Origin of the sequence: Paraburkholderia sp. BL9I2N2 (genome assembly GCF_004339745.1) — a bacterium.
GTDB lineage: Bacteria > Pseudomonadota > Gammaproteobacteria > Burkholderiales > Burkholderiaceae > Paraburkholderia.
The window spans coordinates 1259234-1281189 of record NZ_SMGP01000001.1; the positions used below are offsets into that span (position 1 = coordinate 1259234).

At 60.7% G+C, this 21956-nt stretch carries 23 protein-coding genes and 2 pseudogenes; 20 read left to right on the forward strand and 5 right to left on the reverse strand.

Annotated elements, in window-relative coordinates:
* Window positions 1–33 precede the first annotated feature (33 nt).
* Window positions 34–612: an ISAs1 family transposase gene (locus B0G74_RS05885; protein ID WP_132374000.1), complete on the reverse strand. Its 579-nt coding sequence runs from the start codon at window positions 610–612 to the stop codon at window positions 34–36.
* Entirely contained in the window at window positions 588–1133 is a 546-nt protein-coding gene (locus tag B0G74_RS05890) for an ISAs1 family transposase (protein WP_132374001.1), read from the reverse strand. Before B0G74_RS05890 ends, B0G74_RS05885 begins: the two co-directional genes overlap by 25 nt.
* A gap of 117 nt (window positions 1134–1250) precedes the next feature.
* Here B0G74_RS05890 and B0G74_RS05895 point away from each other — a divergent pair, with 117 nt between their 5' ends.
* From B0G74_RS05895 to B0G74_RS05930, 8 genes and pseudogenes are all read left to right on the forward strand, one after another.
* Window positions 1251–2204, forward strand: a complete 954-nt coding sequence (locus B0G74_RS05895) for an IS5 family transposase (protein ID WP_132376852.1) — start codon at window positions 1251–1253, stop codon at window positions 2202–2204.
* A 277-nt stretch (window positions 2205–2481) separates the two neighbouring features.
* Window positions 2482–3495 carry an IS110 family transposase gene (locus B0G74_RS05900; RefSeq protein ID WP_088177101.1) on the forward strand — a complete coding sequence of 338 codons (1014 nt, stop codon included), beginning with the start codon at window positions 2482–2484 and terminating at the stop codon, window positions 3493–3495.
* 612 nt (window positions 3496–4107) lie between these two features.
* Window positions 4108–5004 (forward strand): ubiquinol oxidase subunit II, encoded by an 897-nt coding sequence (gene cyoA / locus B0G74_RS05905; RefSeq protein WP_164862356.1) that lies wholly within the window; start codon window positions 4108–4110, stop codon window positions 5002–5004.
* A 3-nt stretch (window positions 5005–5007) separates the two neighbouring features.
* Complete coding sequence (gene cyoB, locus B0G74_RS05910) at window positions 5008–7014, forward strand: cytochrome o ubiquinol oxidase subunit I (RefSeq protein WP_121311320.1); 2007 nt, start codon at window positions 5008–5010, stop codon at window positions 7012–7014.
* A 3-nt stretch (window positions 7015–7017) separates the two neighbouring features.
* Window positions 7018–7626, forward strand: a complete 609-nt coding sequence (gene cyoC / locus B0G74_RS05915) for a cytochrome o ubiquinol oxidase subunit III (protein ID WP_116117454.1) — start codon at window positions 7018–7020, stop codon at window positions 7624–7626.
* Window positions 7627–7959 carry a cytochrome o ubiquinol oxidase subunit IV gene (gene cyoD / locus B0G74_RS05920; RefSeq protein WP_116140835.1) on the forward strand — a complete coding sequence of 111 codons (333 nt, stop codon included), beginning with the start codon at window positions 7627–7629 and terminating at the stop codon, window positions 7957–7959. It abuts the gene before it with no gap.
* Between the two features lie 105 nt (window positions 7960–8064).
* Window positions 8065–9147: pseudogene (locus B0G74_RS05925) on the forward strand (fatty acid desaturase).
* 44 nt (window positions 9148–9191) lie between these two features.
* Window positions 9192–9440 (forward strand): annotated as a pseudogene (locus B0G74_RS05930) (transposase); the annotation flags it as partial.
* A 125-nt stretch (window positions 9441–9565) separates the two neighbouring features.
* On the opposite strand, the gene B0G74_RS05935 reads toward B0G74_RS05930, so the two are convergent.
* From B0G74_RS05935 to B0G74_RS05945, 3 genes are all read right to left on the reverse strand, one after another.
* A complete protein-coding gene (locus tag B0G74_RS05935; protein WP_132374002.1) occupies window positions 9566–10129 on the reverse strand; it encodes an ankyrin repeat domain-containing protein in 564 nt (187 codons plus the stop codon).
* Window positions 10130–10205: 76 nt separating this feature from the next.
* Window positions 10206–10814 carry a hypothetical protein gene (locus B0G74_RS05940; protein WP_132374003.1) on the reverse strand — a complete coding sequence of 203 codons (609 nt, stop codon included), beginning with the start codon at window positions 10812–10814 and terminating at the stop codon, window positions 10206–10208.
* Window positions 10814–11269 (reverse strand): group II truncated hemoglobin, encoded by a 456-nt coding sequence (locus B0G74_RS05945; protein WP_105512109.1) that lies wholly within the window; start codon window positions 11267–11269, stop codon window positions 10814–10816. Before B0G74_RS05945 ends, B0G74_RS05940 begins: the two co-directional genes overlap by 1 nt.
* 378 nt (window positions 11270–11647) lie before the next feature.
* Here B0G74_RS05945 and nifH point away from each other — a divergent pair, with 378 nt between their 5' ends.
* The 12 genes from nifH to B0G74_RS06005 all read left to right on the forward strand — a co-directional run bounded on the left by nifH (window position 11648) and on the right by B0G74_RS06005 (window position 21886).
* Window positions 11648–12529, forward strand: a complete 882-nt coding sequence (nifH, locus tag B0G74_RS05950; RefSeq protein WP_018423167.1) for a nitrogenase iron protein — start codon at window positions 11648–11650, stop codon at window positions 12527–12529.
* A 103-nt stretch (window positions 12530–12632) separates the two neighbouring features.
* Window positions 12633–14096: a nitrogenase molybdenum-iron protein alpha chain gene (nifD, locus tag B0G74_RS05955; protein WP_121311322.1), complete on the forward strand. Its 1464-nt coding sequence runs from the start codon at window positions 12633–12635 to the stop codon at window positions 14094–14096.
* 74 nt (window positions 14097–14170) lie between these two features.
* Window positions 14171–15730, forward strand: a complete 1560-nt coding sequence (nifK, locus tag B0G74_RS05960) for a nitrogenase molybdenum-iron protein subunit beta (RefSeq protein ID WP_105512107.1) — start codon at window positions 14171–14173, stop codon at window positions 15728–15730.
* A gap of 124 nt (window positions 15731–15854) precedes the next feature.
* Entirely contained in the window at window positions 15855–16094 is a 240-nt protein-coding gene (locus tag B0G74_RS05965) for a hypothetical protein (RefSeq protein WP_347814512.1), read from the forward strand.
* Between the two features lie 151 nt (window positions 16095–16245).
* On the forward strand, window positions 16246–16428 hold the full coding sequence (locus B0G74_RS05970) for a hypothetical protein (RefSeq protein ID WP_243658114.1): 183 nt from the start codon (window positions 16246–16248) through the stop codon (window positions 16426–16428).
* Window positions 16429–16933: 505 nt separating this feature from the next.
* Complete coding sequence (nifE, locus tag B0G74_RS05975; RefSeq protein ID WP_105512106.1) at window positions 16934–18415, forward strand: nitrogenase iron-molybdenum cofactor biosynthesis protein NifE; 1482 nt, start codon at window positions 16934–16936, stop codon at window positions 18413–18415.
* Window positions 18416–18440: 25 nt separating this feature from the next.
* The gene (nifN, locus tag B0G74_RS05980; RefSeq protein ID WP_105512105.1) at window positions 18441–19832 is read left to right on the forward strand and encodes a nitrogenase iron-molybdenum cofactor biosynthesis protein NifN; all 1392 of its coding nucleotides are present in this window, start codon (window positions 18441–18443) and stop codon (window positions 19830–19832) included.
* Window positions 19833–19854: 22 nt separating this feature from the next.
* On the forward strand, window positions 19855–20268 hold the full coding sequence (gene nifX / locus B0G74_RS05985; RefSeq protein ID WP_105512104.1) for a nitrogen fixation protein NifX: 414 nt from the start codon (window positions 19855–19857) through the stop codon (window positions 20266–20268).
* Window positions 20261–20752 (forward strand): NifX-associated nitrogen fixation protein, encoded by a 492-nt coding sequence (locus tag B0G74_RS05990; RefSeq protein WP_132374004.1) that lies wholly within the window; start codon window positions 20261–20263, stop codon window positions 20750–20752. Before nifX ends, B0G74_RS05990 begins: the two co-directional genes overlap by 8 nt.
* Before the next feature lie 24 nt (window positions 20753–20776).
* A complete protein-coding gene (locus B0G74_RS05995; protein ID WP_132374005.1) occupies window positions 20777–20977 on the forward strand; it encodes a CCE_0567 family metalloprotein in 201 nt (66 codons plus the stop codon).
* Window positions 20978–21002: 25 nt separating this feature from the next.
* Entirely contained in the window at window positions 21003–21314 is a 312-nt protein-coding gene (gene fdxB / locus B0G74_RS06000) for a ferredoxin III, nif-specific (protein WP_121311325.1), read from the forward strand.
* A gap of 11 nt (window positions 21315–21325) precedes the next feature.
* Window positions 21326–21886, forward strand: coding sequence for a nitrogen fixation protein NifQ (locus B0G74_RS06005; RefSeq protein ID WP_132374006.1), 561 nt, complete (start codon window positions 21326–21328; stop codon window positions 21884–21886).
* The last annotated feature ends 70 nt before the right edge of the window (window positions 21887–21956 follow it).

Consider the following 21956-nt stretch of genomic DNA (forward strand, 5'->3'; position numbering starts at 1 on the left):
CAGCAAGGTGTTCCCCTGTTCACACCAGGGCTGTTAAGTTCTCCCGTGTGCAACAGAGACCGCGTGATTGAAGTTGAGAGTATTTCTGTAGATGGCTCGTGAGATACACGGTTCATCGCTGGCGCGCATGCAGTTGAGTGCGATTGAACGCAGTCGCGCGAGGATGCCTGGCTGCGCCCGAATGCGGCAGGCGTCTTCGAACATCACGACATCACGTACATGATGGTTCTGGTTTTCGACGGACCAATGGCCGCGAATTGCGCCTTGAAACTGCTCAGCGGATAAGGCAACCGTGCTAACCCACCATGCTGTCTCTTCACTGGTCTGTGCCATCTCCTTGCGTTTGTGCTCAATCACGCGGACCACTTTCACCACCGCTTGAACCAGCGGTTGCCAGCCTTCCGGCAGCCACGCATTGGGCGGGATGAAAGTATCGATCATGCGCGTCTCTATGCGCCCGTGCCCCTTGTCGTAATCGACGTGCTGTTGGCAAGGGTTCTGATATTGAGCCAACATCTGGCACATGGCGAGCAGCTCAGGCTGGTTTTCCTTTACCTGCACCAGCACGTCGGCGCCACCTGAACGGGCTACTGCAAGCGTTTTTTTTGGCAATGCATGGCATCAAGTGTGAACACGCGTCCTGATAGCCCCAGAGACTCAATCAGCGACTGCACGGCCGGAATCTCGTTGGATTTGTCAGCGACTTCAAGATGCCCCAGGATAATCAGGTCATCCTGCGTAAAAGCCGACACCAACTGCCGTGCTCGTAGGTCCATCACACGCGACGCACTTCCTCGCAGCGCTTTGCCATCGAGCGCAATGAACTGTATTCCTGGCTGCGTCGACACTTGCTTTTCGGCATGTCGGCGAACGACCTCTTCAACTTTCGTCGCATCGAGCTTCAGCAGAAACCGGCGAATTCCAACCCATGTGGGCGCTTTCTTCCATGACGTACCAAACAAGGCATTGAGTTGCCCCAGTCGCTCTTCGATGAAAAGCTCCATTTTTCTCAATGATGTCGCGCCTGACAACACGGCCAGCAATAATGCGCACAGCAGTGGCTCCTGCTGATAACGCTTGCCTCTCGCTCTGCGTTGGTCGACCAATTCCGAAAATAATCCTCCAAGCAGCATCTCATTTCACCATGGACAACTCAAAAAATTACGTTAAGGAAGGTCTGCAGAAGTCCTGGCATTGTGTTGCTGCTGAGCTATCCTGGAAACAGAGCTAATTGGGTGAGGAGCAGTGTGATGACGCAACTTGGTCTTGGTCTGGATCTGTCAACGAAGCGCACGCGCAAGCGGGAATTTCTCGATGAGATGCGACGCGTTGTGCCTTGGTTGAAGCTGATTGCGCTGATCGAGCCGCACTATCCCACGGGCAAAACCGGTCGGCCGCCGTTCCCGATTGCGACGATGCTGCAGATTCATTTCATGCAGCAATGGTTCGGTTTGTCAGACCCTGCTATGGAAGAGGCACTCTATGACGTGCCGCTGTATCGCGAGTTCGCGGGTCTCGACGGCGGGATGGTTCGCTTGCCGGATGAAAGCACGATTCTTCGGTTCCGCCATCTGCTGGAAACGCACGGACTGGCGGTGCAGATGCTCACGCTGGTCAATGAAATCCTGACGGAGAAAGGCCTGATGCTCAAGGCTGGTTCGGCAGTCGACGCCACCCTGATTGCCGCGCCCAGTTCGACAAAGAATGGCTCCGGCACGCGCGATCCTGAAATGCAATCGACGCAGAAAGGTGGTAACTGGTACTTCGGGATGAAAATGCATATCGGCGTGGACGCCGACTCGGGCCTTGTCCATACGGTCATTGGAACGGCGGCCAATGTTCACGACATCACGGTAGCCCAGGCGTTGCTGCATGGTGAAGAAACGGATGTGTACGCGGACGCCGGATATCTGGGTATCGAAAAGCGATGTGAGGCTGACGCGGTTCGTTGGCATGTTGCAATGCGACCGGCAAAGCGAAGGAAACTGGATCTGAGTGATTCGCTGGACGCGATATACGATCAGATCGAACGCCTGAAGGCGGGTATCCGGGCCAAGGTCGAACACCCGTTTCGCATCCTCAAACGGCAGTTCGGTTACATGAAGACCCGCTATCGTGGTTTGATGAAGAACACCGCCCAGATCACCACGCTGTTTGCTTTGGGCAATCTATGGATGGCACGTAGAGCTTTGCGCAAAGCTTGAAACACCGGGCCGATGAAGGCCATATATCTGGTTGGAGCGCTCCGGTGCGCGGAAAAAACTCCGGCAATCAACTCGCCGACAAAAATCTGAACGCCGAGGCCGCGCAGGATGTGAAAGATAACGCTTCAAAAGCGGGTTGTGCAGATGGTATGGACGCCTCCCCCCGGTAACGGGCCGCCGGGAAGATGACGTAGCGAATGCAAGACGTCGAGCGTGGGTTCGCCCGAATGTGCGAAAGTGAGAATGCTCGTCAACCATTCTTTACGGAGAATCTGAAATGAAACTCACGATCATCGGGATGGACATCGCCAAGCAAGTATTTCAACTTCACGCGCTTGATCCGCAAAGCGGACAAGTTGAGCGATTCAAACTCAAGCGCGCGCAAGTGCTCGAGTTCTTCGCGAAGCGGGCACCTTCGATTGTCGTGATGGAAGCCTGCGGAAGCGCCCACGACTGGGCGCGACGACTGCAAGCCCTGGGGCATGAAGCGAAGCTAATATCTGCCCGTTCGGTGCGGCCCTTTGTACTACGGAACAAAACGGACGCAGCCGACGCGCGGGCAATATGCACCGCTGCCCAACAGCCAGAGGCGCGATTCGTTGCTGTCAAAAGCGAAGCTCAGCAAACAGTTCTGGCGATACATCGGGTGCGAGCTCAATTGATGAAGTTCCGCATCATGCAAACTAATGCGCTGCGGGGCTTGTTGTACGAATTCGGAGAGGTTTTACCCGAAAGCTATCGCGCCTTCAGCAAAGCATTCCCAGCTGCTCTTACACGTGCCGCCGAACGTCTGCCAGCCATGCTCATCGACAGCCTGCGGGAACAATGGGCTCGTGCTCAGGATACTGATCGAGAAATGGCCGTTCTAGAGCGGCGCCTTGCAAACCTATTTCGCCACAACCCGGACTGTCAGAAGGTCGCCGATATTCCTGGTGTTGGACTTCTGACTGCAACAGCGACCGTCGCAGCTATAGGCGACGTGCGTACGTTCAAATCGGGGCGCGAGTTCGCCGCATGGCTAGGGCTTGTGCCGCGTCAGTCTGGCACAGGTGGCCGAGTCCGGCAGATGGGTCTGAGCAAGCGGGGCGATACATATTTACGCACGCTGTTGATGCACGGTGCCCGCTCGGTGATCATTCAAGGCAAGCGATCGCCTTGGGTAGACGGTTTGCTCAAACGCAGACCATTTAACGTAGCGGTTGCCGCTGTTGCCAACAAGTTGGCAAGAACAATCTGGGCGGTACTCGCGCGGCCGGACAAATACCAAGCATCTCCGCGCGCTACCGCCTAGAGGCAACGATTTGCAACATTCACGACTTTCTCAAGGAGCGCAAGCAAGTGCTGCATGATGGCTAACAGGTTGGACCGGGGCGAGGAAAACCCGATAAGGAAGATGAACCATTGCGTTCGATGTGCAGATGAGGACCTCGCCAGCGAATTCCATTAGGGCCAGCAGGCAGATACCGGCCTGCGCAAACGGGCCGGACATAAGCGTGCTGCCTAAACCTGCCAGTCAACATCGCAAAACTGTTTGCAATCCGGGAGGCGTCCACATAAGACCTTCCTTAACACAACTTTCGAACAGTTAACAGCCCTGCTGTTCACACGGACGCCGTAAAGTCTGTCCTTCGTTCCGCGCCACGTGCCCCGTTGCGACCCTCGATTGCCAGATCGAGGCCATCCCTCGCAGCCTAGCTCTGCTTCAGTTCAGCCATGAAGACATGGGCAATCGCCTGATTTAGCCCGCGCACTGCGTCAGTGCACCGCACCCCGCCGCTTTGTTCATCCTTGATCGGCATCAATCACAAAGCTGGCAGGTTGTTGGACCATGACGCTGCGAGTGTGATGCCGCATGCGTCAAGCGAGCTTCAGGTCAAAGCTGCCACAACCCAGATTAACTACCATGATAGACAGAAAAGCCTTAAGGAAACGGTCGATAGCCATCGTCACAACATTGAGCGCCTGTCTATCGGGATGTGATCTGACTGTGCTTGATCCAAAAGGGAGCGTGGGCGCGGCCGAGAAGTCGCTGATCGCCACCGCCACGTGGGCGATGCTGATCGTCGTGATCCCGGTGATCCTGCTGACGTTGTTCTTCGCGTGGCGCTACCGTGCGTCGAACCGTCACGCGGTCTATGCACCCAAATGGGCGCACTCGACGGCGATCGAGATCGCCGTCTGGACGATCCCCACCCTGATCATCCTGTACCTCGGTATCCTGACGTGGCGCACCACGCATGAGCTTGACCCGTACCGGCCGCTGCAGTCGAGCGTGAAGCCGATCGATGTCGAGGTGGTCGCGCTCGACTGGAAGTGGCTCTTCATCTACCCGGACCTCGGCATTGCGTCGGTGAACCAGCTCGCCGTGCCAGTCGATACGCCGGTGAATTTCCGGATCACGTCGGACTCGGTGATGAACTCATTCTTCATCCCGCAACTCGGCACCCAGGTGTATGCAATGGTCGGCATGCAGACCCGTCTGCACCTGATCGCGGATGCACCGGGAAATTTCGAAGGCATGTCCGCCAACTTCAGCGGCAAGGGATTCGCCGACATGAAATTCCGCACGCTTGCGACGAGCCCCACCGACTTCGACGCATGGGTGCGGAAGGTCAAGGCTTCGCCGGACCGCCTGAGCATGGACGAATACGCCGAAGTCGCGAAGCCGAGCGAGAAGCAGTCGGTACGCTACTTCTCATCGATCGACCAGCACCTGTTCCGCAACATCGTTGCCCGATACAACAACGGCAACGTCACGGCCTTCCGCGACGCCGCATGTCGCACACAGACCACGGAGTAAGCCATGTTTGGAAAACTCACGCCCGGCGCGATTCCGTTCGATCAGCCGATCATCATGGGCGCGGCCGCGTTCATGGCGCTCATCGTGCTGGCGGTCATCGCCACGCTCACGAAGCTCTGCCGCTGGAAGTGGCTCTGGACCGAGTGGCTGACAAGCGTCGATCACAAGAAGATCGGCATCATGTACATCATCGTCGCGGTGCTGATGCTCATGCGCGGTTTTGTCGACGCCGTAATGATGCGGCTTCAGCTCGCGATCGCGTTTCACGGCCCCGGTTACCTGCCGCCGCACCACTACGACCAGATATTCACCGCGCACGGTGTCATCATGATTTTCTTCATGGCTATGGCGCTGATGGTCGGCCTCTTCAATCTTGTCGTGCCGCTGCAGATCGGCGCGCGCGACGTCGCCTTCCCGTTCCTGAATTCGCTGAGCTTCTGGATGACGGCGATCAGCGCGATCCTGATCAATCTGTCGCTCGTGATCGGCGAGTTCGCGCAGGTAGGCTGGCTCGCGTATCCACCGCTGTCGGAGCTGCAGTTCAGTCCCGGCGTCGGGGTCGACTACTACATCTGGAGTCTGCAGCTCTCCGGCGTCGGCACGCTGATTACCGCGATCAACTTCTTCGTTACGATCGTCAAGCTGCGCGCGCCCGGCATGACGCTGATGAAGATGCCGGTGTTCACGTGGACCGCGCTGTGCTCGAACGTGCTGATCATGGCAACGTTCCCGATCCTAACCGTGACGCTCGCACTGCTCGGCCTCGACCGCTACGCAGGCATGCACTTTTTCACAAATGAGCTCGGCGGCAACGCGATGGTGTACCTGAACCTGATCTGGGCGTGGGGCCACCCGGAGGTGTACATCCTCGTGCTGCCCGCGTTCGGCATCTACTCGGAAGTGATCGCGACGTTTGCGAAGAAACCGCTGTTTGGCTACAGAACGATGGTCTACGCGTCGTGCGCGATCACGGTGCTCGCATTCCTCGTGTGGGCGCACCACTTCTTCACGATGGGTTCCGGCGCGGACGTTAACGCGTTCTTCGGCATTATGACGATGGTCATCGCGATCCCCACGGGCGTGAAAATCTTCAACTGGCTGTTCACGATGTACCGCGGTCGCATCGAGTTCACCGCACCCGTGCTGTGGACGATCGGCTTCATGGTCACGTTCACGATCGGCGGCATGACGGGCGTGATGATGGCGATCCCGGGCGTGGACTTCGTGCTGCACAACAGCCTGTTCCTGATCGCGCACTTTCACAACGCGATCATAGGCGGCGTCGTGTTCGGCTATCTCGCAGGCTTCCATTACTGGTTCCCGAAGGCGTTCGGCTTCAAGCTTAACGAGAAGCTCGGCAAGCGGGCGTTCTGGTGCTGGTTCGTCGGCTTCTACGTGTCGTTCGTGCCGCTCTACGTGCTCGGCTTCATGGGCATGACCCGGCGCCTGAATCACTACGACAATCCGACCTGGCATCCCTGGCTGTTCGTCGCGGCATGCGGCGTGGTGCTGATCGCACTCGGTGTCGTGCACCAGATCGCCCAGGTCGTCGTGAGCGTGATCCATCGCAACGAGCCGGAATACGGCGACCTGACGGGCGACCCGTGGAACGGCCGCACGCTCGAATGGGCCACCGCGTCGCCGCCCGCTGTCTACAACTTCGCGCGCATACCGGTCGTCCACCAGCTCGACGCGTTCGCGCACATGAAGGAGAGCGGCGCAGCAAATGCCGCACTGGCGCATTACGAGGACATCCACCTACCGTCGAACACCGCGGACGGGTTCCTGATCGGCGCATTCAGCCTCGTGCTCGGCTTCGCCGGCGTCTGGCACATCACGTGGCTCGCCGTGCTGGCCTTCGTCGCGATCGTCGCCGCGCTGATCGCGCGTAGCTTCCGCGACGACCATGGCTACGTGATTCCGGCCTCGCGCGTGCGCGAAATCGAAGCACGACGCGGCAGCGCACCCACCCCGGCCGACTTTGAATTGCCCGAATCTGCGGAGACCTGATCCATGACGCAATCTGCATTACTCGTCCATCACGGCAGGTCGAGCGCTGACCACGGCCCAACGCCCACCGTGTTCGGCTTCTGGCTGTACCTGATGACCGACTGCATGCTGTTCGCGTCGCTGTTCGCCGTGTTCGCCGTAATGGCGCACCAGTTCGCGGGTGGCGCGTCCGGACGGGACCTGTTCGACATCCCGGGTGTCGCACTTGAAACCGGCGCGCTGCTGCTGAGCAGCACCACCTACGGCTTCGCGGTGCTCGGCGCGCAGCGCCAGGGGCGTGGTGCCGTGATCGGCTGGCTCCTCGTGACGTTCGTGCTTGGCGCGCTGTTCCTCGCGTTCGAGCTGCGCGAGTTCTCGCACCTGGTCGCCAACGGTGCTGGGCCCAGTCGCAGCGCCTTCCTGTCGTCGTTCTTCACGCTGGTTGGCACCCACGGCCTGCACGTGACAGCCGGCCTCGTCTGGATGGCCGTGCTCGTCGTGCAGGTCGTCCGCTCGCCTGAACTGTCCGGTCGCGACCTCACGAGTCTGACATGCTTGAGCCTCTTCTGGCACTTCCTCGACATCGTGTGGATCTGCGTGTTTTCGTTTGTCTATCTCGGGAGCATGCTCTAAATGGTCCATTCACACTCGACGTCCACGATCGCCTCGCGTGGTGACGTCGCCGGTTATATCACCGGTTTCGTGCTCGCCGTGCTGCTGACGGCTGGCTCATTCTCGATCGTCGCGCAACGGTTGCTGCCGTCCGGCTCCGCGATTATGGCGCTCGCGTTGCTGGCGTTCGTGCAGATCGTCGTGCAACTGGTGACGTTCCTGCATCTCGACCTGTCGCGCGGCCAGCGCTGGAACGTGCTGGCGTTATGCTACACCGCGCTCGCCGCGCTGTTCCTGATCTTCGGCACGATCTGGGTGATGCACAATGTCAGCATGAACATGATGTCGCGCTGACTCCCCGCCAGCGCGAAACGGTCTGGTCACATCATCGCGGACACGCCATGCAGCCGTCGACCGCATGCGTAGTGTTGTGCTGCACCGTTCTACCGGTCTTTCTTCATGAACAGCCCGAATCACCCTGTTCCCGCCAATGAGCCATTGCCCCATCGCAAGGCCATCCGCTCGTGGCTGACGCCGTTCGCCGAACGCCGCACCGCCTACGCGCTTCTGCTGCTCGTGTTCGACTACGTTTTACTATTGTGTGCGCTCGCCGCGAGCGTGTTCGCGCACGGGTTCGTGCTGAAGACCGTATTCGGATGCATGGCGGGCTTCGTCATCGGACGGCTCTTCGTCATCGGTCACGACGCATGTCATGAGAGCCTGACCCGGCACCGCACGCTCCACCGCTGGCTGGGCCGGGTCGCCTTCCTGCCGTCGCTCACGCCGTATAGCCTGGGGCAAGTGGGTCACAACGTGGTGCATCATGGCTACACGAACCTGAGAGGCGTCGATTTTGTGTGGGCACCGCTGACGATCCAAGAATATCGCGCCTTGAGTGGGCCACGGCGCGCACTGGAACGGATCTATCGCAGCGGCTGCGCGCCTGGTCTCTACTACATGATCGAAATTTGGTGGACGAAGATGTTTTTCCCGTCGCGTGCCGCAATGCCGACGCGGCGCCCGGTATTCTTCTGTGACTGCACGCTGGTATCGGTGTTCGCACTGCTATGGATCGGCGCGCTCGCGTGGATCGCTCGCGCGACGCAGCGGGGGGTGATCCCGTCAATCGCATGCGGGTTCGGGGTGCCGTTCCTGTTCTGGTGCGCGATGGTCGGTTTCGTCGTGTACGCGCACCACACGCATCCGCAAATCCACTGGTACGATGATCGCGCGAAATGGGGGCGTTCGGATCCGTTCGTATCCACGACGGTGCACTTGACCTTTCGCTGGCGTTTTGGCGCGCTGTTTCATCACATCATGGAGCACACCGCGCATCACGTCGACATGAGTCTCCCTCTATACGGGCTCGTCGGTGCTCAGCGAATGCTCGAAGCGATGCTTCCGGAACGGATCGTCGTGCAGCGGTTTTCGTGACGTTGGTACTTCGACACCGCACGAGGCTGCAAACTATACGATTTTTCGACTGATCTGTGGACCGATTTCGCTGGTCGCGCGACGCACGTCCCTCTTAAGGCTCGCTAACAAAGCCTATCATCCGAAAGCAAGGGGTATACGTTTGAGGTTGGATGACAAGACAAAGAATCGGCGAAGAGTTATGGCCAACGCTCGAAGCCTTGCTGCCAGAGCGACGGGTATCGCCCCGGGGCGGACGCCCGCGTGTTGATGAACGCGCTGCTGCATTGAATGGCATCCTGTTCGTGCTGTTCACCGGCATACCGTGGAAAGACTTGCCGCCGGAGATGGACTTCGGTAGCGGTATGACCTGCTCGCGAAGGTTGCGGGAATGGCAGGACGATGGCGTGCGGGCTCGCCTGCATGCGGCGATGCTGGCGCGGTCGCGAGGAAACACGCGTTGGCCATTCATCTTGTGATCTCCTGTCGACGATGCCGGCCGTACCGGGTTCGCTGCCGATGGGCTCGTCGACCGATGGCTCACATCTCAGAGGAGGGCCGGTGCTGTAGTGATACGTTGCGTGCCCGCTCCTTCCATCTGTCGGGCCGTGCGCAGCAGTTGCAACCCGAGGTCGGCTGCCATGTCGAGCGCGCTGCGGCCATCCGGTGCGCACAGTTCTGCGTTCGCCCCATGCGCAAGCAGCATCTGCAGGACGTCGAGGCGACCGCTCGCGGCTGCATGCATCAGGCATGTGATGTCGTCGTCGTTCACATGGTCGATCGGCGCGCCGGCGTCGATCAGCCGCAGGATGGTCGCGGGGCCGCCGTGCAGGCACGCGAACCAGAGCGCATGGTTGCCGTCATCATCGAGCGCGTCGGCGCGTGCGCCGAATGCGAGCAACGCTTCGACCACCGCGTCCTCGCCATGCTGCGCGGCGCGCATCAACGGGGTTTCGCCGTTCACGCAGCGCGAATGCGGATCAGGGAAGCCGTGGTACGCCAGCCAGGTGGAAAGTGCGGCAGGCACGTTTGTTTCGAGTTGTGCATCGGCGTTCCGGACAACGCGCGAGGCCAGGCGTTCGCGGACGACGAAAGCAGTGTCGGTATGCATGATCATGGTCGCCTTCGGGTGCAAGGGAACATCGGTTGGCGCAGCGGCACGGGCGGCAGCCGTTGGGATCCGCGCTTCAGACGGGCCGGTTCTCGTTGGGGTTGCGCACCGGCCCCATCAATTCAAGTCCTTCGCTGTAGGTGATCCTGTCGAAGGTCACGTCGAACTTGATGGCCGCGTCCGCTACCGCATCCAGCTTGCCGCCTGAGTCCTTCTTCTTCAATTCGTTCTTTTCGAGGTACAGCAGTTCGAGCATCTCGTTGTAGACGGTGGACTCGAGAATCGGCAGAACATAGAACATCGCGCCCTTGTATGGCACCTGATATCGCTTGCTCAGGTCGACGTTGTCGCAAAAAAGAAAGTACTTGCCACCCGCCGAGAGCGTGTCGCTGAGCACCTCGGCCACGTCCTTCAGATGCTCGAAGCTCAGCAGATACCCGACGAAGAACGGCAAGTGCTTATGGCCGATCGTCGCACATGCCATCACCTGATCGCAGGTCAGCTCCGGCGGCCGCGCTTCGTCGGCGAGCTTCGGGGCAAAGCGCAGCGCGAGTTCGCCGCGGAAGCCGACCCGGCCGAACTTGTTCGTCAGCCCCTTGAGTACCGGGTTGAGCAGACGGCCTTCATGTTCGAGACGGGCGAACGCGGTGTCGTCGATATCCTTGTGGGCGAGCGTTTCGGTCATCACAGATCCTCGGGTTGAACAGAGTTGAAGGGGGGGCACGTCTGCGTGTTGCGCATCCGGTCGGCGATTTTGAAAAAAGCCTGCATCAGTTCGTCGCGCAGCGCCGGATCGACACCTGTCTCGTCGAACGCGGCGCGCATGCAAGCTAGCCACGCATCCCGTTCGGCGGTGCCGATCGCGAATGCGGCATGACGCGTGCGCAGCCGTGGTTGGCCATGCTGTGCCGAGTATCGCTTGTCGGCACCGAGCCATTCGCACAGATACAGCACCAGCACGGCCTTCGTCGAAGACAGGTCGGGGTGATGCATCGCGCGAATGCGCTGCGCGTCGGCCCGCGTATCCATGTGCCGATAGAACGCGTCGACCAGGCGGTTGACGTCGGTCTCGCCGCCTAGACGGTCGAAGTGCGTCTCGCGCGGCACGGGTCGCGAAGGTTGGGTGGTTGGTGTGTCCATGATGCCATCAAAGCAATAACCGAACCAGGCGGCAACCCGGCGATTGTCCGGCTGCACGCAGGCCAATGCGACAGAAATCGCACGACAAACGCGCCGAATGGTTTCATTGGCGACGAAGTTCACGTGGTTTGTCGCGAAATCGACAAGACACAGGAGGAGTCCGCAAAAGTCCCGAACCAACCGCCGCAGCGCGGCGGGGCGGACGCGACGCAGTACCGCTGGTGATGTGGCACAGAAGCTGCATTTGGAGTCCGGCGCGGACACAGGTCCGGCCGATGCGTGACTCGATATAAGAAGACCCATACAGGCACGACAGGCTGACATGGTCGCGGTTACGCAACCCTGGTTTCAACCCTTCTTCCTGAATGGAGAAATGCAATGTCTAAACTTCGGCAAATCGCGTTCTACGGCAAAGGCGGTATCGGCAAGTCGACCACCTCGCAGAACACCCTGGCAGCCCTGACTGAGCTCGGGCAGAAGATCCTGATCGTCGGCTGCGATCCCAAGGCGGACTCTACCCGCCTGATCCTGCATGCAAAGGCGCAGGACACCATCCTGTCGCTAGCGGCCGAAGCCGGCTCGGTGGAGGACCTCGAACTCGAGGACGTGATGAAGATCGGTTACCGCAACATCCGTTGCGTGGAGTCCGGCGGCCCGGAACCGGGCGTCGGCTGCGCGGGCCGTGGCGTCATCACGTCGATCAACTTCCTCGAAGAAAACGGCGCCTATGACGGCGTGGACTACGTGTCGTACGACGTGCTCGGCGACGTGGTGTGCGGCGGTTTCGCAATGCCGATTCGTGAGAACAAGGCGCAGGAAATCTACATTGTGATGTCCGGCGAAATGATGGCCATGTATGCGGCCAACAACATTTCAAAGGGCATTCTGAAGTACGCGAACAGCGGCGGTGTGCGGATCGGCGGGCTCGTGTGCAACGAGCGTCAGACCGACAAGGAACTCGAACTCGCCGAAGCGCTGGCGAAGATGCTCGGCTCGAAGCTGATCCACTTCGTGCCGCGCGATAACATCGTGCAGCACGCCGAGCTGCGGCGCATGACGGTGATCGAGTTCGCGCCCGAATCCAAACAGGCGGAAGAGTATCGGCAGCTCGCCACCAAGGTGCACAACAACGCGGGCAACGGCACGATCCCGACGCCGATCACAATGGATCAACTGGAAGACCTGTTAATGGAGCACGGAATCATGACGTCCATCGACGAATCGCAAGTAGGCAAGCCTGCAGCGGAACTGACCGCCTAAGCGAGCGCCGCTGCGCGCGGCACGGTGTTCTTCTTCACGCGATGAACCGGGCCGTGCCGGCTACCCGCTGCCAGGCTTGATACCCACACTATGGAGCATTCCCATGAGCGTCACAGTTGAAGAGCGCAAGGCCGCGAACAAGGCCTTGATCGATGAAGTGCTGACGGCCTATCCGGAGAAAATGGCCAAACGGCGCGCCAAGCATTTGGGCACCTTCGAGGACGGCAAGCCCGACTGTGGCGTGAAATCAAACATCAAGTCATTGCCGGGCGTGATGACGATTCGCGGTTGCGCGTACGCCGGCTCGAAGGGCGTGGTCTGGGGGCCCATCAAGGACATGATCCACATCAGTCATGGTCCGGTCGGTTGCGGCCAGTACTCGTGGGGCGCGCGTCGCAACTACTACATCGGCACTACCGGTATCGACACCTTCGTGACGATGCAGTTCACGTCGGACTTCCAGGAAAAGGACATCGTCTTCGGCGGCGACAAGAAGCTCGACAAGATCATAGACGAGATTCAGGAACTGTTTCCGCTGAACAAGGGCATCTCGATCCAGAGTGAATGCCCGATCGGCCTGATCGGCGACGACATCGAGGCCGTCTCGAAGAAGAAGAGTGCACAGTATGAAGGGCACACCATTTTGCCGGTGCGCTGCGAAGGTTTTCGCGGCGTCAGCCAGTCGTTGGGCCACCATCTGGCTAACGATGCGATTCGAGACTGGATATTCGACAAGGCCGATCCGGACAAGCGGCCCGAATTTGTTTCGACGCCTTATGATGTTGCGATCATCGGCGATTACAACATCGGCGGCGATGCCTGGTCGAGCCGGATTCTGCTCGAAGAGATCGGCCTGCGTGTGATCGCACAATGGTCGGGCGACGGCTCGATCGCCGAGCTCGAGAATACACCCAAGGCCAAGCTCAATTTGCTGCATTGCTACCGCTCGATGAACTATATCAGCCGGCACATGGAAGAGAAGTACGGCATTCCATGGACGGAATACAACTTCTTCGGCCCGTCGATGATCGAGAAGAGCCTGCGCGAGATCGCCAGCCACTTCGACGACACCATCAAAGCCAACGCGGAGAGGGTGATCGCCAAGTATCGTCCCCTGGTCGATGCGGTGAACGCGAAGTTCAGAGCGCGCCTGCAGGACAAGACCGTAATGCTGTTCGTTGGCGGCCTGCGTCCGCGCCACGTGATCGGCGCCTACGAAGACCTCGGCATGAACGTGGTCGGCACCGGCTACGAATTCGGCCACAGCGACGACTATCAGCGCACCACGCACTACGTGAAGGACGGCACACTGATTTACGACGACGTGACCGGCTACGAGTTTGAGAGGTTCGTCGAACAGGTCCAGCCCGATCTGGTCGGCTCCGGCATCAAGGAAAAGTACGTGTTCCAGAAGATGGGCGTGCCGTTTCGCCAGATGCACAGCTGGGACTATTCCGGTCCATATCACGGCTACGACGGCTACGCCATTTTCGCGCGCGACATGGACATGGCTATTTCCAGCCCGGTGTGGGGGCTCGCCAAGGCGCCCTGGAAGAAAACCCCCTAAGCGCCGGCCACCGCACCGATCACCGGACTGATCAGCGGCCGGCAGGCCATTGAATTGAATATCAGGAGCATCCCGTGCCCCAATCCGCAGACCACATTCTCGACCAGGAATTCCTGTTCCGTGAGCCCGAGTACCAGAAAATTTTCCAGGCGAAAAAGGAAAATTTCGAGTTCAACCATTCAGACGAGCAGGTCAAGCAGATCGTCGAGTGGACCAAGAGCGAAGACTACCGGCAAAAGAACTTTGCACGCGACTCGCTCACCATCAACCCGGCCAAGGCCTGCCAGCCGCTCGGCGCAGTGTACGTGGCCATCGGCTTTCACAAGACGCTCAGTTTTGTGCATGGCTCGCAGGGCTGTGTAGCGTTTTACCGCTCGCACTTCTCGCGTCACTTCAAGGAGCCAACCTCGTGCGTCAGCTCGTCGATGACCGAAGACGCGGCGGTGTTCGGCGGCATGAACAACATGATCGACGGCCTCGCAAATGCGTACAACCTGTACAAGCCCGACATGATCGCGGTCTCCACTACCTGCATGGCGGAAGTGATCGGCGATGACCTCGACGCGCTCATCAAGAACAGCAAGCAGAAGGGCAGCGTGCCGGAAGACTATGACGTGCCGTTCGCGCACACGCCGGCCTTCGTCGGCAGCCACGTGACCGGCTACGACAACGCGCTCCTCGGCATCCTCAAGCACTTCTGGGACGGCAAGGCCGGCACAGCGACGCCGCTTGAGCGCGTGCCCGACGACAGCGTCAACTTCATCGGTGGCTTCGACGGCTACGTGGTCGGCAACATGAAGGAAATTCGCCGCATCTTCGATCTGTTCGGCGTGACGGTGAACATCATCTGCGACCCATCCGAAACGTGGAATACGCCGACCGACGGCGAGTTCCGGATGTACGAAGGCGGCACGACCAAGGAGGAGGTCGAGCGCGCGTTGAACGCGAAGGCGACCTTCGTGTTCCAGGAATACTGCTGCGAGAGGACCAGCAAGTTCATTGGCGAGCATGGCCAGGAAGTGGTGGTGCTGAACTCGCCGGTTGGCGTCGCGGGCACCGACCGGTTCCTGATGGAAATCTCGCGCGTGATCGGCAAGCCGATTCCGGTGCAACTGGAGAAGGAGCGAGGCCAGCTCGTCGATGCGATGGCCGACAGCCAGGCTCACCTGCACGGCAAGCGTTTTGCGCTCTACGGCGACCCGGACCAGATGCTGGGCTACACGCAGTTCCTGCTGGAACTCGGCGCCGAGCCGGCGCACGTTCTGGCGACCAACGGCAACGAAACCTGGGCTGCGAAGGTGCAGGCGGTGTTCGACGCGTCGCCCTACGGCGCCGGCTGCAAGGTGTATCCGAAACGCGATCTGTGGCACATGCGCTCACTGCTGTTTACCGAGCCGGTGGATTTCCTGATCGGCAACACCTACGGCAAATATCTCGAGCGCGATACCAAAACGCCGCTGATACGCATGGTGTTCCCGATCTTCGATCGCCACCATTACCATCGCTTTCCGACCTGGGGCTATGAAGGTGCGTTGCGGGTGCTGGTCACGCTGCTGGACGAGTTCTTCGAAGCGCTCGACGCCAACACGATCGACGTGGCGAAGACCGACTACAGCTACGACATCATTCGCTGACGAGGAGAGCGCGGCGATGGCAGACACAGCAGATACATCGGGCGTGGCAGATGAAGTTCTGGTCAAGATGACGCAGGACGGCCGTAACGTCGAGGTCATCAGCGGCTAGGTTTGCCTGGCCGGTGTGAGCGAGGCCGACCACCTCGTCCCGCTGCTCGAACACCCGAACCGGCAGGTGATCGCCCAGGTGCTGCCGGGAGGCCGCGCATGTGGCCGCCGGTTGCCGTTGACGCACGAGGAGACTGCGATTGCACAGAGTGCGATGTCGGCGGCTCGGCGGCAGTTCGGCGCGAGCCCGGCGGGCATCGCGCCGTGGTTACCTCGAGCGGTGTGGGCGAAGATTGCGGCGGAGGGTGTCGAGTAGCGGGGCACCGCTGAAAACGAAATTGCTGCGCTGCATGTAGCTAGCCTGCGTGACGAACCTCAGCGAGGGAGCGGGGCATGATTTATGTAGTCGAGCAGTGTGACTCAGTGCGCTGCGTGCGTGGTTCGCTTACGACGACTTTGAGCGCGAGGTGGCGGCGTTCGACCCGTTGAGCCTCGCGGAGATCAATGACGAGGTAACGGCGTACGAACTGCTCGCGCTGGTCAACGACGTTTCCGATGCGAACGGACGGGCAGAGTACCTGTCGATCTGCGCGGTGGGCGACGAGTATGAGCAACTGGCGGCGCTCGAAGTGCTGGCCGACGACGACTGAGCCGCCCAGCGGGGCAGGAGCCCGAATGGCGCATGCACACTGAAATAGCGCATGGGATATGCGCGCAGGCGCGCTCGGTGCATTGCTCGAACGCGTACCGGCCGAGATCAGGCCTGAGCGCTTCGAGCGCTTGCTGGAAGTCTGTCTCTGCGACTTCGCGGCGTATCCCGGTCATGGTAGACGGACTACGCGAAAGCTCCACGGATGCGCCGCGTGCTGACTGCTTACCTAGCGGTTCGCGAACCCTTGGGGCCGGATGCGTTGCTGGAGGCGCGCGCGAATGCGATCGCACGGGTCCTGCTCCATACGGAACGGCAAGGCAGGCAGTGAACGTGTGTTGTCGTTTTCTGTGTCGCGAACCGTCTGTCGCAAACCGTTCAAACCCGCCATGGCGATGCGCGCGAGCGACGCGCTTCAGCGCCAATTGGCACGTTTTCAAGGCGTTTCCCGGTGCGGTGGTATGGAACTTGCCACTAGAGAAACGTCTATCCATCAGGAGCATGTCATGTCTGTTTCGCTCAATGCCCAAATCGCCGAAGTTTTCGACGAGCCGGGTTGCGACAAGAATCAAGGCAAGAGCGAGAAGGAACGCAAAAGGGGCTGCACGAAGCAGCTTTCGCCGGGTTCGGCCGCAGGCGGGTGCGCGTTCGACGGCGCGAAGATCGCTTTGCAGCCGGTGGTGGACGTCGCACACCTCGTGCACGGGCCGATTGCCTGTGAAGGTAACTCGTGGGACAACCGGCACGCCGCTTCATCCGGTTCGCAACTCTATCGCACCGGCTTCACCACCGATATCAACGAACTCGACGTGGTGTACGGCGGCGAGAAGCGCCTGTTCAGGAGCGTGCGCGAAATCATCGAGAAATACGATCCGCCCGCAGTGTTCGTCTACCAGACCTGCGTCACTGCGCTGATCGGCGACGACATCGAGGCAGTCTGCAAGCGCGCCACCGAACAATTTGGCAAGCCGGTGATTCCGGTCCTTTCCCCCGGTTTCGCCGGGCCGAAGAATCTGGGCAACAAGCTTGGCGGCGAGGCGATCCTCAACTATGTGATCGGCACGCGCGAGCCCGAGTACACGACGCCGTATGACATCAACGTCATTGGCGAATACAACCTGTCGGGCGAACTCTGGCAGACCAAGCCGCTGCTCGACGCGCTAGGCATCCGTATCCTCTCGTGCATCTCCGGCGACGGGCGCTACAACGAGATCGCAAGTTCGCATCGCGCCAAGGTCAATATGATGGTCTGCTCGAAGTCGATGATCAACATCGCGACAAAGATGCAGCGGCGCTACGGCATCCCTTACTTTGAGGGCTCGTTCTATGGGATCGGCGACATGAGCGACACGCTGCGCCATATCGCCAGCCTGCTCGTGCGGCAGGGCGCGCCGGACGATCTGCTCGAGCGGACCGAGCGCCTGATCGCCGTCGAGGAAGCGCGCGCGTGGGAGCGCATCGCACACTACAAAGCGCGCCTTACCGGCAAGCGGGTGTTGCTTATCACAGGTGGCGTGAAGTCTTGGTCGGTGGTTTCCGCGCTGCAGGAAGCAGGGCTCGAAATCGTCGGCACCAGCGTCAAGAAGAGCACTAAGGAAGACAAGGACAAGATCAAGGAGATCATGGGCGACGACGCCCACATGATCGACGGCATGGCGCCGCGCGAGATGTACGCGATGCTCCGGGACGCGCGGGCCGACATCATGCTGTCCGGTGGCCGCTCACAGTTCGTCGCACTGAAGGCCCGCATACCGTGGCTCGACATCAACCAGGAACGCCACCACCCTTATGGCGGCTACGAGGGGATGGTCGAGCTGGTGTACGAGATCGACCGCGCGATCTACAACCCGGTGTGGCAACAGGTGCGCATCCCTGCTCCGTGGGGTGAAGACGGGGGAGCGCTCGGTGTGGTCCAAACGCAAGCCGCGCGCCCACTGTCGAGCGTCGCGGCGTGGGCGATGAGCCTCGAACCCGGTATACCGACCTGACGCCCCCTGAACTCGAGAACATGCCATGGCCGATGTCGTCGAATCTATGAAAGCCTGTGCGGTCAACCCGCTCAAGATGAGCCAGCCGCTGGGCGCGAGCCTCGCGTTCCTTGGGCTCGATGCCTGCATGCCCGTGATGCACGGCTCGCAGGGCTGCACGTCGTTCGGCCTCGTGCTGCTGGTGCGCCACTTCAGGGAGGCGATCCCGCTGCAGACGACGGCCATGGAGGAAGTCACCGCGGTGCTCGGCGGCTACGAGAACATCGAGGCCGCGCTGCTCAACATCCGCAAGCGCGTTGCGCCGAAGGTCATCGCGATCTGTTCAACAGGTCTCACCGAGACCGAGGGCGACGACGTGGCCGGCTATCTCGTTACCGTGCGCAAACGCAAGCCCGAACTCAAGGACACTGAGATCGTCTATGTGTCGACCCCCGACTATGTCGGCGCATTCGAAGACGGCTACCGGCATGCGATTACCGGCATCGTCAACGCGCTGGTCAAGGCGTTGCCAACGGTGGCCAATCAGGTGACGCTGCTGCCCGGCAGCCATCTGTCGCCTGGTGACATCGACGAACTGCGCGAGATCATCGAAGCGTTCGGCTTTGATGTCATTGTGCTGCCCGACATTTCCGGCTCGCTCGACGGCCATATCGCGCCGGACTGGCGCGGCACCACACTGGGCGGTACCACGCTCGCGGAGATCCGGGCCGCGGGTGCATCGGCATTTACGATCGGTGTGGGCGAGCAGACGCGCGACGGTGCGGAGGCATTGCATGCTATCGCCGGCACACCGTTCGAAGTGTTCGGGCGGCTCACCGGACTGGAACCCAACGACCGTCTGTTGCACTTGCTCGCGCAGCGCGCAGGACGACCCGTTCCCGCGAAATACCGGCGTCAGCGCAGCCAATTGCTCGATGCGATGCTAGACGGCCATTTCTACACTGGAGGCATCAAGGTCGCGATCGGCGCAGAGCCCGATCTGCTGTTCGCGGTGGGCAGCATGCTGCACGAGATGGGCGCGCAGTTGCGCTGCTGCATCAGCACGACGCGATCGCCCGCGCACGCGTTGCTGCCCGCTGATCAGGTCGTGATCGGCGATCTCGAAGACATGGAGCGCGCCGCGGCGGACTGCGACCTGCTGATCACCCATTCGCACGGCAGGCAGATGGCCGAGCACCTGCAAAAGCCGCTCTTCCGGATCGGTTTTCCGGTCTTCGACCGGATTGGAAACGCACATCGACGCTACGTCGGCTACCGCGGCACGATGAACCTGATCTTTGAGATCGCCAACCTGATGATCGAGCAGATTCCGCATCACGATCCGGGCGACTGGCCGCTGCCGCAGGCCGCTATCGATCTGGCCGCGCGCGATCCGGCGCGGGAAGCGAACATTCCTGTCGTCGCGGCCGGTGCCTGACCCACCTAAAGGAGCACACAGCATGAAGATCGCGTTCGCCACCCAAGACAGGCAGTTCGTCGATGCGCATTTTGGCTGGGCGAGAAGCATCGTCACCTACAACGTCACACCGGACGGCTACCAGTTCGTCGAGGCGTTCGACTTTGGTGGCAAGCTCGAAGAGGACGGCGACGAGGACAAGCTCGCGCCCAAGCTCGAAGCCGTCAAGGATTGCGCGATCCTGTACGTCGCCGCAATCGGCGGCTCGGCCGCGGCGCGAGTGGTTGCGCTGAAGATTCACCCGATCAAGGTGCCGCGGCCCGAGTCCATCGAGGAGATTCTCGGCAAGTTGCAACAGGTGCTGAAGGGCACGCCGCCGCCGTGGCTGCGCAAGGCGCTGGCGAAGGATGGCGAACGAGTATACGACTTTGAAGACGATGAGGTATCCCATGACTGAATCATCCGCAATTCCGTCCGAGGCCAGCGACGAAATGTTGCTGCGCGCACCGTTCGTGCAGCAGCTCGTCAGGCAATTGCGCGCGCAGGATGCCCACGGCGTGTGGGACGGAAAGACCGACCTGCAACTGCTCAAGCCGTACATCCACACGCCCGAGGAACGCCGCGCGATTCCGATCATGGGCGACCCCGACCCCGACCCCGAAACGCTGTGGCGGCTCGAGCTTTTCTATAGCGCGATTGCGGTGGCGATCGAGCGTGAGACCGGCCAAATGGTTTCACCGATGATGAAGATGAGCCACGAGGGCTTCGGCCGCATGGTGTTGCTCGCGGGGCGGCTCGTTGTCGTCAACAAGCAGTTGCGCGACGTACACCGGTTCGGCTTCGCTTCACTGGAGAAGCTCGGCGAGGCTGGCGCAAAGCTACTCGGCGAAGCGGTCGAGCTGATCCGGACGTACCCCGCCGTCGCACAGTACAGTGCCTGAAGGAATTGTGAGGGGGCCGAGACGATGAGCACCGATGCCGATAAACTCAAGGCGCACCTGAAGAAACTCAACGCGCAAGCGACCCAGGCGAAATTGGACCTGCACGACCTCTCAGAGGAACTCCCGACCAACTGGGAGAACATTCTCGCTGTCGCCCGGCGCTGCCATGACGCCCACGCCGCGCTGATGGCAGCCCGCAAGGCTGCCGCTGCGGCAGCGGCCTGAACCAGCGAAGCCACGGAGCCACACCATGAGCGATATCTTCAGCGTTACGCTGCCGAGCGGCGCCACCTGGACGCCGACCTTCGTCAACAGGCTCGACGAAGAAAAATGCATTGGTTGCGGACGCTGTTTCCGTGTCTGTCCGCGTGGCGTGCTGCAACTCGTCGGGCTTGACGAGGACGGCGCGCACATCGCGCTGGACGGCAACGGCGAAGATGAAGACGACGAGTACGAGAAGAAGGTGATGACTATCGTGCATCGGGAACTGTGCGTCGGCTGCACCGCGTGCGCGAAGATCTGCCCAAAAAAGTGCTACACGCACGCCGCGGCCGTTCTCTGAGCGATGCCGCGATGAACGCCTATGCAACCCTGATGGCGTGTGCGGTGGATGCGGGCGATCCCACCGTGCTGGCACTGGCCGGCGTGCTGTCGAGCGGGTTCGAGCACCACGGCATCGATGTGCTGCCGATGCACGGACTGGACGCCGACCAGACGCGCCGGATGCTCGCGCGCTGGTTCCCGGGTGCCGGGCCGGCGCTCGGTCTTACGTGCGTCTTGTCGCCCGCCACGATGCCGCGTGACGACGAACTCGAAGATCTGGTGGCGTTGCTCAATCACCATGTCGATCCGCGCGCCGGCCCGGCAGACGAGGCGAACTGCGTGGCCCATGCGTTGGCCTGCGCGAGCCTCGGGCAAAACCACCTTTGGCAAGACCTGCTTCTGCCGTCGCGGCGCGAGTTGTCCGCGTTGATCAGCCACTGGTTTCCGCGGCTGGCCGCGAAGAATATGCGTGACATGAAGTGGAAGAAGTTCTTCTACAAGCAACTGTGCGAGCGCGAGGGCCTGTTCATCTGTAAGGCGCCGAGTTGTGGCGTCTGTTCGGACCATGCGCATTGCTTTGGCGCGGAGTAGGCAAAAATGCCCGGCTCGCGCCCCCATTGAGCAGGTGCGTCGCCGGTCCGCTTTGCCAGGCTTCTTCGGT